The organism is Pseudoalteromonas sp. SR41-7 (genome assembly GCF_014163935.1).
Taxonomy (GTDB): Bacteria; Pseudomonadota; Gammaproteobacteria; order Enterobacterales; family Alteromonadaceae; genus Pseudoalteromonas; species Pseudoalteromonas distincta.
This window is the reverse complement of the sequence record NZ_JACJEF010000002.1, coordinates 24,560-37,755: the sequence shown is the minus strand read 5'-3', so window position 1 is coordinate 37,755 and position 13,196 is coordinate 24,560. Positions and strand designations below refer to the sequence as shown.

18 protein-coding genes are annotated in these 13,196 nt (G+C 40.5%); 4 read left to right on the top strand and 14 right to left on the bottom strand.

Features of this window, described 5'->3' with window-relative positions:
* Positions 1-49: 49 nt before the first annotated feature.
* The 11 genes from rpsQ to rpsJ are packed head-to-tail and all read right to left on the bottom strand — an operon-like array spanning position 50 to position 5,013.
* Entirely contained in the window at positions 50-307 is a 258-nt protein-coding gene (gene rpsQ / locus H5092_RS02875) for a 30S ribosomal protein S17 (protein WP_002957888.1), read from the bottom strand.
* Positions 307-498 (bottom strand): 50S ribosomal protein L29, encoded by a 192-nt coding sequence (rpmC, locus tag H5092_RS02870; RefSeq protein WP_002957889.1) that lies wholly within the window; start codon positions 496-498, stop codon positions 307-309. Before rpmC ends, rpsQ begins: the two co-directional genes overlap by 1 nt.
* Complete coding sequence (rplP, locus tag H5092_RS02865) at positions 498-911, bottom strand: 50S ribosomal protein L16 (RefSeq protein WP_002957890.1); 414 nt, start codon at positions 909-911, stop codon at positions 498-500. The genes rpmC and rplP overlap by 1 nt, the downstream gene beginning before the upstream one ends.
* Before the next feature lie 12 nt (positions 912-923).
* Positions 924-1,625, bottom strand: a complete 702-nt coding sequence (gene rpsC / locus H5092_RS02860; protein ID WP_002957891.1) for a 30S ribosomal protein S3 — start codon at positions 1,623-1,625, stop codon at positions 924-926.
* A gap of 11 nt (positions 1,626-1,636) precedes the next feature.
* The gene (gene rplV / locus H5092_RS02855; protein WP_002957892.1) at positions 1,637-1,969 is read right to left on the bottom strand and encodes a 50S ribosomal protein L22; all 333 of its coding nucleotides are present in this window, start codon (positions 1,967-1,969) and stop codon (positions 1,637-1,639) included.
* A 13-nt stretch (positions 1,970-1,982) separates the two neighbouring features.
* Entirely contained in the window at positions 1,983-2,261 is a 279-nt protein-coding gene (gene rpsS, locus H5092_RS02850) for a 30S ribosomal protein S19 (protein WP_004588689.1), read from the bottom strand.
* 15 nt (positions 2,262-2,276) lie between these two features.
* A complete protein-coding gene (rplB, locus tag H5092_RS02845; protein WP_002957895.1) occupies positions 2,277-3,101 on the bottom strand; it encodes a 50S ribosomal protein L2 in 825 nt (274 codons plus the stop codon).
* A 15-nt stretch (positions 3,102-3,116) separates the two neighbouring features.
* Positions 3,117-3,419 carry a 50S ribosomal protein L23 gene (gene rplW, locus H5092_RS02840; RefSeq protein ID WP_002957896.1) on the bottom strand — a complete coding sequence of 101 codons (303 nt, stop codon included), beginning with the start codon at positions 3,417-3,419 and terminating at the stop codon, positions 3,117-3,119.
* Entirely contained in the window at positions 3,416-4,021 is a 606-nt protein-coding gene (gene rplD, locus H5092_RS02835) for a 50S ribosomal protein L4 (RefSeq protein WP_002957897.1), read from the bottom strand. Before rplD ends, rplW begins: the two co-directional genes overlap by 4 nt.
* Positions 4,022-4,038: 17 nt before the next feature.
* On the bottom strand, positions 4,039-4,674 hold the full coding sequence (gene rplC, locus H5092_RS02830) for a 50S ribosomal protein L3 (RefSeq protein ID WP_002957898.1): 636 nt from the start codon (positions 4,672-4,674) through the stop codon (positions 4,039-4,041).
* 27 nt (positions 4,675-4,701) lie between these two features.
* On the bottom strand, positions 4,702-5,013 hold the full coding sequence (rpsJ, locus tag H5092_RS02825) for a 30S ribosomal protein S10 (RefSeq protein ID WP_002957900.1): 312 nt from the start codon (positions 5,011-5,013) through the stop codon (positions 4,702-4,704).
* Positions 5,014-5,430: 417 nt separating this feature from the next.
* Here rpsJ and plsB point away from each other — a divergent pair, with 417 nt between their 5' ends.
* A complete protein-coding gene (plsB, locus tag H5092_RS02820; protein ID WP_039489010.1) occupies positions 5,431-7,869 on the top strand; it encodes a glycerol-3-phosphate 1-O-acyltransferase PlsB in 2,439 nt (812 codons plus the stop codon).
* A gap of 20 nt (positions 7,870-7,889) precedes the next feature.
* Here the strand turns inward: plsB and tesB are convergent, their stop codons facing one another.
* Positions 7,890-8,747, bottom strand: a complete 858-nt coding sequence (gene tesB / locus H5092_RS02815; protein WP_182695524.1) for an acyl-CoA thioesterase II — start codon at positions 8,745-8,747, stop codon at positions 7,890-7,892.
* Between the two features lie 77 nt (positions 8,748-8,824).
* Here tesB and H5092_RS02810 point away from each other — a divergent pair, with 77 nt between their 5' ends.
* Both H5092_RS02810 and H5092_RS02805 read left to right on the top strand, forming a co-directional pair.
* On the top strand, positions 8,825-9,283 hold the full coding sequence (locus H5092_RS02810; RefSeq protein ID WP_182693725.1) for an EVE domain-containing protein: 459 nt from the start codon (positions 8,825-8,827) through the stop codon (positions 9,281-9,283).
* A gap of 69 nt (positions 9,284-9,352) precedes the next feature.
* Entirely contained in the window at positions 9,353-10,387 is a 1,035-nt protein-coding gene (locus tag H5092_RS02805; RefSeq protein ID WP_182732874.1) for a cytosolic protein, read from the top strand.
* A gap of 36 nt (positions 10,388-10,423) precedes the next feature.
* Here H5092_RS02805 and H5092_RS02800 read toward each other — a convergent pair whose 3' ends face one another.
* Together H5092_RS02800 and H5092_RS02795 are read right to left on the bottom strand one after the other, a co-directional pair.
* Positions 10,424-10,621 carry a PLDc N-terminal domain-containing protein gene (locus H5092_RS02800; RefSeq protein ID WP_182675765.1) on the bottom strand — a complete coding sequence of 66 codons (198 nt, stop codon included), beginning with the start codon at positions 10,619-10,621 and terminating at the stop codon, positions 10,424-10,426.
* Complete coding sequence (locus H5092_RS02795; RefSeq protein WP_182732873.1) at positions 10,621-11,688, bottom strand: potassium channel family protein; 1,068 nt, start codon at positions 11,686-11,688, stop codon at positions 10,621-10,623. Before H5092_RS02795 ends, H5092_RS02800 begins: the two co-directional genes overlap by 1 nt.
* 169 nt (positions 11,689-11,857) lie before the next feature.
* Here H5092_RS02795 and H5092_RS02790 point away from each other — a divergent pair, with 169 nt between their 5' ends.
* Positions 11,858-13,168 carry a short-chain fatty acid transporter gene (locus tag H5092_RS02790; RefSeq protein ID WP_182732872.1) on the top strand — a complete coding sequence of 437 codons (1,311 nt, stop codon included), beginning with the start codon at positions 11,858-11,860 and terminating at the stop codon, positions 13,166-13,168.
* Positions 13,169-13,196: the final 28 nt, after the last annotated feature.

The following is a 13,196-nucleotide window of genomic DNA, read 5'->3' as shown; positions in this document are numbered from 1 at the left end:
AGCCCCGGCTAATGCCAGGGCTTTTTTACAAAACTAACTTAATTAAAAATTAAGCTTGTTTTGGACTAGAAATAACGTCTACTAAAGTCCAAGATTTATTCTTAGAAATTGGTGCGCATTCACGGATAGTAACTACGTCACCCGCTTTTGCTGTGTTATTTTCGTCATGTACGTGTAACTTAGTCGTACGTTTAATGAATTTCCCATAGATTGGGTGCTTCACATAACGTGCGATAGCGATAGTGAAAGATTTTTCCATCTTGTCGCTGATTACACGGCCTTGAAGAGTACGAATTTTATCGCTCATTATTGACCTGCCTTCTGGTTAATAACTGTTTTTACACGCGCGATATCGCGGCGTACTGTTCTTAGCGTGTGTGTCTGAGCTAACTGACCAGTGCTAGCTTGCATGCGCATATTAAATTGCTCACGAAGTAGTCCTAGAAGTTCAGCATTAAGCTCTTCTACGCTTTTATCTTTTAGTTCGCTAGCTTTCATCACATTACCGTCCGAGTTACGAAAGTTGTTTTGAATGGCAGTTTACGAGCAGCAAGGTCAAACGCTTCACGAGCAAGCTCTTCTGAAACACCTTCCATTTCGTAAAGTACTTTACCAGGCTGAATTTCAGCAACCCAATATTCAACAGAACCTTTACCTTTACCCATACGAACTTCAAGAGGTTTTTCTGTAATCGGTTTGTCAGGGAAGACACGAATCCAGATTTTACCTTGACGTTTCACGTGACGCGTCATAGCACGACGAGCTGCTTCGATTTGACGAGCAGTCATACGGCCACGGCCAGTTGCTTTCAATCCGAAAGTACCGAAGCTTACTTTGTTACCGTTTTGCGCTAAACCGCGGTTGCGGCCTTTGTGCATTTTACGGAATTTTGTACGTTTTGGCTGTAACATTACTCGCTACCTCTACTTAGCACTTTTCTTGGCTTTCTTTGGTGCGCGTTTAGCTGGCTTCTCTTGCTCTTGTACTAGTGGTAAACCACCAATAACTTCGCCTTTGAAGATCCAAACTTTAACACCAATGATACCATAAGTGGTTAAGGCTTCAGAAGTTGCGTAATCGATATCAGCACGAAGAGTATGTAGAGGTACACGACCTTCACGATACCATTCTGAACGTGCGATTTCAGCGCCGCCAAGACGACCGCTAACTTCAACTTTAATCCCTTTAGAACCGATGCGCATTGCATTTTGTACCGAACGCTTCATAGCGCGACGAAACATAACACGACGTTCTAGTTGAGAGGCAATGCCGTCTGCTACTAGTTGTGCATCTAGTTCTGGTTTACGTACTTCAGAGATATTAATCTGAGCAGGTACACCAGCGATTTTAGTTACCGCTTGACGTAATTTTTCTACGTCTTCGCCTTTTTTACCGATAACAACACCCGGACGAGCCGTGTGAATTGTTACTCGGATTGATTTTGCTGGACGCTCAATAACGATTTTAGACACAGAAGCCGTTTTTAATTCCTTAGTAAGGAATGTACGAACTTTGTGATCGCCAAAAAGCTGTGCAGAGAAATCTTTTGAACTCGCGTACCAGGTAGAAACCCAAGGTTTAGATATACCTAGGCGAATACCAGTAGGATGAACTTTTTGTCCCATTACTTATACTCCTAGCTATCTGAAACCATAACAGTGATATGGCTTGTACGCTTAAGGATGCGATCTGCGCGTCCTTTAGCACGAGGCATAATACGTTTCATTGTAGGACCATCGTCCACAAAGATCGTTGTTATACGAAGCTCATCAATGTCAGCACCTTCGTTATGCTCTGCGTTAGCAATAGCAGACTCAAGTACTTTCTTAACTAATACAGCCGCTTTCTTAGGGCTGTACGCCAGGATTTCTAGTGCGCGATCTACAGGTAACCCGCGGATCTGATCTGCAACTAGACGTGCTTTTTGCGCCGAACCAGAGGCGAATTTATGTTTAGCTAATGCTTGCATTTATCTTCCCCTCTTATCGTTTCTTCGCTTTCTTATCCGCAGCATGGCCACGGTAAGTGCGAGTTGGTGCAAATTCACCTAGTTTGTGACCGATCATTTCGTCAGAAACGAAAACTGGTACGTGCTGGCGACCATTATGGACAGCAATGGTCAATCCGATCATGTTAGGTATGATCATTGAACGACGGCTCCAAGTTTTAATTGGCTTTTTCTCACCGCTTTCCAAAGCTTTCTCTACCTTCTTCAGCAAGTGTAGGTCTATAAAAGGACCCTTCTTGAGAGAGCGTGGCATGGCTATTCCTCAATATTACTTAGTACGACGACGTACTATAAATTTATCCGTACGCTTGTTCTTACGCGTCTTCGCACCTTTAGTCGGCTTACCCCATGGAGACACAGGATGACGACCACCAGATGTACGACCTTCACCACCACCGTGTGGGTGATCTACCGGGTTCATGGCAACACCACGAACTGTCGGACGAATACCACGCCAGCGATTTGCACCTGCTTTACCAAGTGAACGAAGCATATGCTCAGCATTGCCTACTTCACCTAGAGTCGCACGACAATCAGATTCAACTTTACGAACTTCGCCTGAACGAAGACGTAATGTTACATACTGACCATCACGAGCAAGGATTTGAACGTATGCACCAGCAGAACGTGCGATTTGAGCACCTTTACCTGGTTTTAATTCTACGTTGTGAACAGTCGAACCTACAGGCATATTACGCATTGGTAATGCATTACCAGGTTTGATTGGTGCATCAACACCAGACTGGATTGCATCGCCAGCTTTTAAGCCTTTTGGTGCGATAATGTAACGACGCTCACCGTCTGCATATAATACAAGAGCGATGTTTGCGCTACGATTTGGATCGTATTCTAAACGTTCAACAGTGGCTGGAATGCCATCTTTAGTACGTTTAAAATCGATTAAACGGTAATGTTGTTTATGACCACCACCGATATGACGAACCGTAATACGACCATTGTTATTACGACCACCTGATTTAGAGTTTTTCTCTAAAAGTGGTGCGTATGGCTTACCCTTATGTAGATCAGAGTTAACCACTTTAACTAGGTGACGACGGCCCGCAGAAGTAGGCTTACACTTTTGAAGTGCCATAATTCTATCCCCTTATTACTCGGCGCCGCCGACAAAGTCTAGCTCGCTGCCTTCTTTAAGAGTAACGTAAGCTTTTTTCCAGTCGCTACGACGACCGAAACGTGCGCCAGTACGTTTTGTTTTACCCTTAACGTTAAGTGTGCGAACACCCGTTACTTCTACTTCAAAAAGCTTCTCAACTGCTACTTTAATTTCAGCTTTAGTTGCGTCATTTACTACTTTAAAAACAATAGTATTGTTTTCTTCAGCAGCAATTGTGCTTTTTTCAGAGATATGTGGAGCAAGGATCACTTTTAAAAGACGTTCTTCGCGAATCATGCTAGCGCCTCCTCAAGTTGCTTAACAGCAGCGGCTGTAATAAGTACCTTATCGAAAGCAATTAAGCTTACAGGATCGATACCAGCTACATCACGTGTGTCAACCTTATAAAGGTTACGTGCCGATAAGAAAAGATTTTCATCTACTTCTTCAGTCACGATAAGAACATCTTTAAGCTCAAGTTCTTTAAGCTTAGCAACTAGTTCTTTAGTTTTTGGTGCTGCTAGAGCAAAACTTTCAACAACGATTAAACGCTCTTGACGAACTAATTCAGATAAGATGCTTTTAATCGCACCACGGTACATTTTACGGTTTACTTTTTGGCTGTGGTCTTGTGGTTTAGCTGCAAAGCTAACGCCACCTGAACGCCAAATTGGGCTACGGATTGTACCGGCACGTGCACGGCCAGTACCTTTTTGAGCCCATGGTTTTTTACCACCACCGCTTACTTCAGAACGTGTCTTCTGAGCACGAGTACCTTGACGAGCACCTGCTGCGTATGCAACAACTACTTGGTGTACTAATGCTTCGTTAAACTCACGTCCAAAAGTAGCTTCAGAAACTTCAAGACCGCCAGAAGCGTCTTTAATTGCTAATTCCATCACTAAATCTCCAGGACTTATGCTTTAACAGCTGGTTTAACGATAACGTCACCGCCAATAGCTCCAGGTACTGCACCCTTAACTAAAAGCAAATTACGCTCAGCGTCAACGCGAACTAGTTCTAAGTTTTGAGTCGTTACACGCTCAGCACCCATATGACCGGCCATTTTCTTACCTTTAAACACCTTACCAGGTGATTGGTTTTGACCGATTGAACCAGGAGCACGGTGAGATAGAGAGTTACCATGTGTAGCGTCTTGCATGCTGAAATTCCAGCGCTTAACACCACCTTGGAAACCTTTACCTTTAGAAGTACCGGTTACGTCAACCTTGTTGATTTCGTTGAATAATTCAACAGTAAGCTCAGCGCCTACTTCAAAATCGCCTTCACCACCGTTAAGGCGGAATTCCCACAGACCGCGACCCGCTTCAACACCAGCTTTAGCGAAATGACCCGCTTTAGCTTTGTTTACACGACTTGCTTTTTTAGTGCCTGCGGTTACTTGAAGCGCGTTATAACCGTCTGTTGCGTCAGATTTGATCTGAGCAATGCGGTTAGGTGTCGCTTCAATAACTGTCACAGGGATAGATACACCATCTTCAGTGAAGATTCGTGTCATACCCACTTTACGACCGACTAGACCTAATGCCATTTTCCTAAAACCTCTCTAATCTTTCGATTAACCCAGGCTGATTTGAACATCAACACCAGCAGCAAGATCTAAACGCATAAGCGCGTCTACAGTCTTGTCAGTTGGTTCTACGATGTCTATCAGACGTTTATGGGTGCGGATCTCGTACTGATCACGCGCATCTTTATTAACGTGCGGTGAAGTTAGTACAGTAAAACGTTCAAAGCGTGTAGGTAGTGGGATTGGACCACGTACTTGTGCGCCAGTGCGTTTCGCAGTTTCCACGATTTCTGCCGTTGATTGGTCAATCAAACGGTGGTCAAAAGCTTTTAGGCGAATACGAATGCGTTGATTTGACATTCTTAACCTCAATATAAAGAGCATATAAAAGAGCATAAAAAAACGACCGAAACAATCTTAAAACTTAAGATGTCGGCTGTTTGATTATATCTACGTTGAGTTCCAAATCGGAACTCCTGTTTATTAGCTTGAAATCCAAGCTTAATTTATCCTTTCTAATTCCCAGAGGAATTTTGAAAGCCTACGTATTATAGAGGTATTGGTGATAAATGCAACAACTATTTAGAAACAATGTAATGAATACTAATTTGATTAAATATGCGTCCATACATGTTCAATAGCTATACTTGAACTAATGCTTTTGATGCTAGTCAACAAACAACTAAACATCTTAATTGCGCAAACTAAGGGATTTTTAGATATTATGGTATCCTGTTGCGCTAATTTTGCCCTTAATACTCTCAATATGGTGAGTCGATGCGTATTTTTAATTATTGTTTAAATGTTATGTCTGCTGGATTTAGTCGCTTATTTGTGAAAAGCAAAGTGCTGCCAGAAAATCCTATTAAACAGTATGATCTAAACCCTGAGTACCCTACATTTTACATAGTGCGTTTAAATTCACGTTTTGATTTAGCCGCGCTGGCGCATGTTTGTAAAAAGAATGGCCTACCTAGCCCAACAGAAGAGCAAGTGCTAGGGACTCAAAATTTAGACCGTTTTATTGGTATTAAAAATCCTCCACCGTTATTTGGTGATGAAGCAAAACCAACCAATGCTTTAGCCCAAGGCAAGCAAATTATTGAGTACTTAATAAAAAGCGGTCAGCAAAACGTACAAGTGGTGCCTGTTACTATTTTATGGGGGCGCGATCCAGGTAAAGAAAAGCCAGGACTACGTACTTTAATTACACACTCTCTTACTCCAAGCTGGTTTAGAAAGTTTTTTGTGGTGTTATTTTCAGGGCGCGATAACTTTATTCGCTTTAGCCAACCACTCGACTTATCACTTTTAGTCAATGAAAAAGCCGATGTAAGCGAGTTACCTCATAAATTATTACGCGTAGCGCGTGTTCACTTTAAGCGCCAAAAGCTAGCTGCTACAGGCCCTAAAATGCCATCTCGTGAGCAATTATTTAATTCATTATTAGCGTCACCTACTATAAAAAAAGCAATTCAAGATGAAGCTAACGCTAAAAACATTAGCCAAACAGAAGCTCGTCAAAATGCACTTAAGCTACTTGATGAAATAGCCGCTAATTACTCTGAAGCAATGATACGTGTGGCCGAAAGGTTTTTAACTTGGTTATGGAATAAGCTTTATAATGGTATTGATATTAAACACGCCGAACAAATTCATGAACTAACAGATAAAGGACATGAAATAATTTATATGCCTTGTCATCGCAGCCATATGGATTACTTACTGCTTACTTACTCTATTTATCATTTGGGTTTAGTACCTCCGCATATAGCTGCTGGTATAAATCTTAACTTTTTCCCTGCCGGAGGCATATTTAGACGCTCTGGTGCGTTTTTTATTCGCCGTTCATTTGCAGGTAATAAACTTTATTCTGCCATATTCAAAGAGTATTTAAGCCAACTGTTTATTAAAGGTTACTCTGTTAAGTTTTACACGGAGGGCGGTCGAAGCCGGACTGGACGCTTACTTCCGCCTAAAACGGGTATGCTATCTATGACATTACAAGCAATGCTACGCGGAATAGACAGACCAATATCTATTGTTCCTGTTTACATTGGCTACGAGCACGTCATGGAAATTAACACCTACCTTAAAGAGCTGGATGGTAAAGATAAAAAAGGCGAATCTATATTTGGTATTTTTAAGGCAATCAAAAACCTTAAAAACTATGGTCGTGGTAATTTAAACTTTGGCGATCCAATCTCTATTAACCAATACTTAAACGATAACCAACCTGATTGGCGTGATTCAATACACCCAACTGACGTGCAAAAGCCACAATGGTTAGCACCACAAGTAACTAAACTTGCCGACCAAGTAATGGTTAAAATTAATAATGCAGCGGCGCTTAATGCGGTTAACTTACTAGCGATGATATTGCTGGTTAATGATAAGCAAGCATTGAGTAAACCAAAGCTATTAGCACAGCTTGATTTTTATCTGCGCTTACAACGTGATGCAAGCTACAGTAATAAAGTAACTACACCAGACGAAACACCAGAGCAATTACTAACGCATGCATTAAAGCTTAATAAGTTTGAAGTTATCAGTGATGAGTTTGGCGAAATTATTACTATTAGCGATAAAGAAAAAGTACTGTTTAATTACTACCGAAACAATATTTTGCACTTGTTTGCAGTACCAAGCTTAATTGCACTACATCTATTTAAACAACACAGCACTACGATTGCTCAATGCCAACAACTTGTAAAAACATTTTATCCGCTATTTGCTAAAGAATGGTATTTACAACCTCTTGATGAAAACTACATAACACGAATTTTAGCTAATTTTGCCGATCAAAATTTAATTGAGTTTGATGGCGATAACATTCATATAACGAACAGTAATGACTGCTTAGCTAAGCTTGAAATGCTTGGACGAGCACTTAGCTTTACCCTACAACGTTACGCTATTGTGATTGGTTTTATTCAAACAAGTGATGGCATTGAAAAAGCCGAGCTTGAAAGAGAAAGCCAAGTACTCGCACAACGTTTAGGTACACTGCACGGCATAAAAACACCTGAGTTTTTTGACAAAAAAGTACTTGTTAGTTTTATCGAAAACTTACGTGGCGAGTCATTAATAACAGAGGGTGATAAGGGCTTAGTAGGTAGCACACAACTATGTGAAACCTACGCACACCTTAAAACATTACTGCCAGCACGCGTCTGGCAGTCAATCAGCGATATAGTTCAAGATCAGTGTAACTAGCAATGCATTTACAGAAGGGGTTAGCGCTGACGCATAACCCCTTCTTGCATTGTTGAGGCAATCAAGTTGCCTTGGCGGTCAAAAAACTGCCCGCGTACCAAACCACACCCATTACTCGCACTTGGACTATCAATTGAATACAAAATCCAATCATCCATTCTAAATGGACGATGAAACCACATTGCATGATCAATAGTAGCTACTTGCATATTTGGCTGCATAAACGATACACCATGAGGTTGTAATGCAGTTGGTAAAAACTCAAAATCAGACGCATACGCTAATAAGTAATTATGGATACGCTGATCGTCCGGCATTTCACCATTAGCTTTAAACCAAATATGCTTTACCGGCTCCATAACTTCTGGTTTAAACGGGTTATGAAAAGTAACCGGTCGCATTTCAATTGGCATTTCACGGGTAAACTTATTACGGATAACCTCTGGGATATGCGAAGCGTTATCTTGGTAAAACTCAAGCGATGAACGTAATTCCTCAGGTGCGGGAACATCAGGCATTGTCGCTTGATGCGATAACCCACTCTCTTCACCCTGAAACGACGCGGTCATATAAAAGATTGGTTTACCGTACTGAATTGCTTTGACTCGGCGCGTACTAAAGCTCTTTCCATCGCGAATAGTTTCTACGTCATAAACAATGGGTTTAGCCGGATCGCCTGGGCGTAAAAAGTAAGAATGTAATGAATGAACTATTCGCCCTTCAGGTAGAGTTTCTTTGGCAGCAGAAAGCGCCTGCCCCATTACTTGACCACCAAATACAGCACCAAAGCCTAAATCTTGGCTTTGTCCTCGATATAAACCTTGCTCAATTTCTTCAAGTGTTAACAACGACAATAAATCATCTAATACTTGGCTCATTATTTCTTCCTCATTACCCTAGTGTCCAAATGATACTATACAATAGTGGGAAGTAAATATTTGTTAGGAATACTGTTATGGCTTACTGGCTATTTAAAACTGAACCCGATGCGTTTTCATTAGATGACTTAAAAAACGCACCAAAACAAACGACTCTTTGGGAAGGTGTGCGTAATTACCAAGCACGAAATTTTATGCGTGACGACGTCAAAGTCGGTGATTCAGTCATGATTTACCATTCAAGCTGTAAACACGTGGGCGTAGCGGGCATTGCCGAGGTTACTAAAGAAGCCTACCCAGACCCCACTCAATTTGATTTAAGCAGCGACTATTACGATGCAAAAGCCACCAGCGACAAACCACGTTGGGTTGTTGTTGAGGTTACTTATCAAAGCCATTTAAAAAAATTAATTAGCCTTAAAGATATTAAAGCCAATGACAATATTACTGAAATCGCACTTAAAAAGGGCGGACGTCTATCAATAATGCCTGTTACTAAAAATGACTGGGATGTAATAATCAAAATGGCGCAGTAATACCCTATCGGTTTGACCTAATTTCATTGAGTTTGATATGATCTATGCTGACTTATAGCTGGAGGATTAATGAAATTACTGTATTGGTTAGATGAATGGTTAACTCTCCCGCACAATGAGCAACAAACTCGATTACCCATGACGGGTAGTGATTTACTCGGCGATGTATTTGTTAAGTATGATTTTGTTGACGTTAATAAACCCCTGCTTTTTACCTTTTCCCCAGCTGGCACTAACGTGCAAGAGCAAGATCTTCATCCTGATTTTGCACCATGGGGTTATCACTTAGCTCAAAAACAAAACGTAAACGTAATCGCTTTTCAGCATTTGGGTAAAAGTAATTGGTTTCGTAATCGTAATTTAATCTTTTTTCTCGAGCAATTATCAACATTACTTACGCCGTTTAATTGTCGACTTGGCTATGGTTTAAGTCGTGGCGGATTTGCTGTTGGCGCTTTTGCTAAACTATTAAAGCTAAATCAGGTGTTGTTCTTCCATCCGGTAAGTACTAAAAATAAAGAATTAGTACCGTGGGATGACCGCTCTAGTACCGATATAGCTCAGCAGTTTGATTGGCAGCAAGATTATCACGATCTAGATTTAGGAGATGCCCAAGGCTATATTATTTACGATCCTACTAATCGTATAGACCGAATGCACGCTAAGCGCTATAAGCAGTTAACTCACTTACGAGTATTTGGTATGGGACATGGCACACATGCCACATATTTGAATAAGTTTGGATTTTATAAGCAAGTAGCCGTCGATTTTATCCAGCATCAGCAAATTGATATTGCGCAATTTCGTATGCAAACTAAAACCTTACGCTTTAAAGAGGATTATTACAAAAGCCTTAATAAAGCGAATGTAAACTCAGCTCACCGTCAAACACTATTAAGCAAAGCTCATAATATTTTGATTGATGAAAAAGAAGTTCACGTACAGGAACATCAGGCAAAAATTGATATTCAGCCATTAATAGATGTTGCCCTCAAGCATCAAGATGAGCATCCTAATGATGCCATTCAGTTATTAGAAGTTGCTCAACAACTTGTACCTGACGATCCTTTAATTGAGCATAAAATTAAGCAACTAGAAGAGTAATTACGCCAGTAAAAGCGGCTGTAAAGGCCAACTACTCTATTTAACCTTTTTCTTTTTGTGCCCATACTTGGGCACAATGGCAAAGTACATCATTAACCCTAACCAAGAAAATATAATTATTCCCATTAGCCAGCCATTCTTTTCATGACCCTGTGTACGCTTACTGTTGAGTACAATAACGACAGGTAATATATAAGCACTTAAAACAACAATTAAAAATACAACTTCATTCATTATTTTTCTAGGCTCGACCAGTCTACTTCACTACTTAATACTCGATCTACCGATATATAGTGCAAAATATCGCCTTCACTTACTTTGTAATCTAATGGTGGATTTAAATCCATATTTTGCGCACTTAAATTATGAGCAACACCCAACAGTATTGCATCATGCTCAAGCTTAAAATGATGAAACAAACTACCAAACTCAATATCTTTGCAGCCGCTTGGTATTTTCAAACTAAATTGTGTATCACCATGCAAAGTAGATAGCAGCTCCTCTTGCACACGGCTCGAACCTGGATCTTGCATTGAGCGTACGAGTATCTCAGCTGATTTTGCACTACTACACTCTACATTTTGGCAATGCTCTAACATCATCTCAACTTTGGTTTCATCCAAAAAGTGAGCACTTATATGACAATCATCTTTTACTAAGCGACTAATGCGCAGGGCTGTTGTAAATGTCTGATCGTCATCTTGACCATCAATAATCACCTTATCAGCACTACGAATAGCTACCCGCTCTAGCTCAGCTAAATTAGTAAAGCTCGTTAAACGTGCAAAATCAACGCTTTCGTTAGCTAAAAAAGGATGATCCATTTGCTCTGTTACCGCGAGTAAAATACGACGGTCAGTACGTTTCGTATCTGCCAAAATGTAATCAATCATCTTTTTTGTACGAGTGTCGTGCCAACCAAAAATAATAATATGGTGGTTACTGTGGGCAAAGTTTTTATCACCAGTCATAGCGCGCCTAATTAAGTAAGTAACAGTTTGTCCTGCTTTTCCTAGCAAAACACCAAATAAAGCTAAACCAAATGGAATTTGTATTAATGCAACCACCCAACGACCAAGATCAGTAGTTGGACTAAAGTCACCATATCCCACTGTTGATGTTGTTACTGTGTAATAGTAAAAAAAGGTAGTAAGCGAGGTTAACGCTTTCTCATTCGCTATAAATAGTAAGCTCCATGTTAATAGCATATGAGTCAAAATAGCTAATGCCACTGCTTGCCAACTCAACTGATCTATATGAGCGCGAACAAGTAACGCTAGCCTTTTAAATATCACCGGCATAATACAAAGTCTTCGTTAGTAAATTATCTATAAACAGTACGTTACTGTAAGCGATGCTTTTAAGCAATGTTTAAGCTTTTAACCGCAAATATTAGACTAAATGCTGTTTGCCAATGGTGATTTTTCATGATTAATTAGCGTTAAAATAATAACCAAAACAGTTGTGCTTATGCTTAATAAAATAGCCCGCCCTTTTACTAAAATTGTAGAGCGCTATCTTCCCGACCCTTTTATATTTGTAATTTTACTTACAATAATTACTCTTGTCAGTGCGAGCTTATTTACAACCGCAACTAACATTGAAGTATTACAAGCGTGGGGAGGTGGGTTTTGGAACTTATTAAGTTTTGCTATGCAAATGCTACTAGTGTTAATTACAGGCTATATGTTGGCAAGTACGCCACCTATAAGTAAGTTATTAGAAAAGCTAGCAACATTTGCAAGCACCGCACCTAAAGCAATTATATTAGTCACGCTTATTTCGCTTTTAGCGAGCTGGATAAATTGGGGATTTGGCTTAGTTATTGGTGCCCTTTTTGCCAAAGCAATTGCTAAACATACTCGTGTTGATTATCGATTATTAGTAGCCAGCGCTTACTCAGGTTTTGTTGTATGGCATGGCGGATTAGCGGGTTCGATTCCTTTAACCATCGCAACCGATGGTCACTTTTCAGAGGCCAGCATTGGTATTATTAGTACAGAGCACACTTTATTTGCGGGCTTTAATATAGCCATATTAGTTGGTTTATTCATTATTATGCCGCTCGTTAATCGCTATATGCTGCCAAGCGAGCAAGAAAGCGTATATATCGACCCAGCTCTTTTACAAGAGACAACACCTAAGCCCACAACAATAACCAGACCTGCCCAACATTTGGAACAAAGCAAACTACTCGGTATGACAATTGGCTTATTAGGTTTGGCATATTTAGGTTATTACTTTTTTATTGCTGGCGGAAACTTAAACCTTAATAGCGTTATTGCCGTATTTTTGTTTTTAGCTATTACGCTACATAAAACTCCTCACAATGTGCTTAATAGCTTACAACAAGCAATTCCAAGTGGTGCGGGTATTGTTATTCAGTTTCCGTTTTATGCTGGCATTATGGCGGTGATGGTCGATACAGGGTTAGCACAACAAATATCACAAGGCTTTATTGCCATTGCAGATGCCGATAGCTTGCCATTTTACAGCTTTATAAGTGAAGGACTCGTTAATATGTTTGTGCCCTCTGGCGGCGGCCAATGGGCAGTACAAGCGCCTATTGTTATACCCGCAGCGCAAGAGCTAGGCGCCGATATATCGCGCGTTGCAATGGCTGTAGCATGGGGCGATGCGTGGACTAACCTAATTCAACCTTTTTGGGCACTACCCGTATTGGCTATAGCGGGCCTAAAAGCAAAAGATATTATGGGTTTTTGTGTAGTGCAGCTATTTGTAACAGGGATTTTTATATCGCTGGTATTGAGCTTTTACTAACGGCAAGCATAATAAAAAGGCGTGTAAT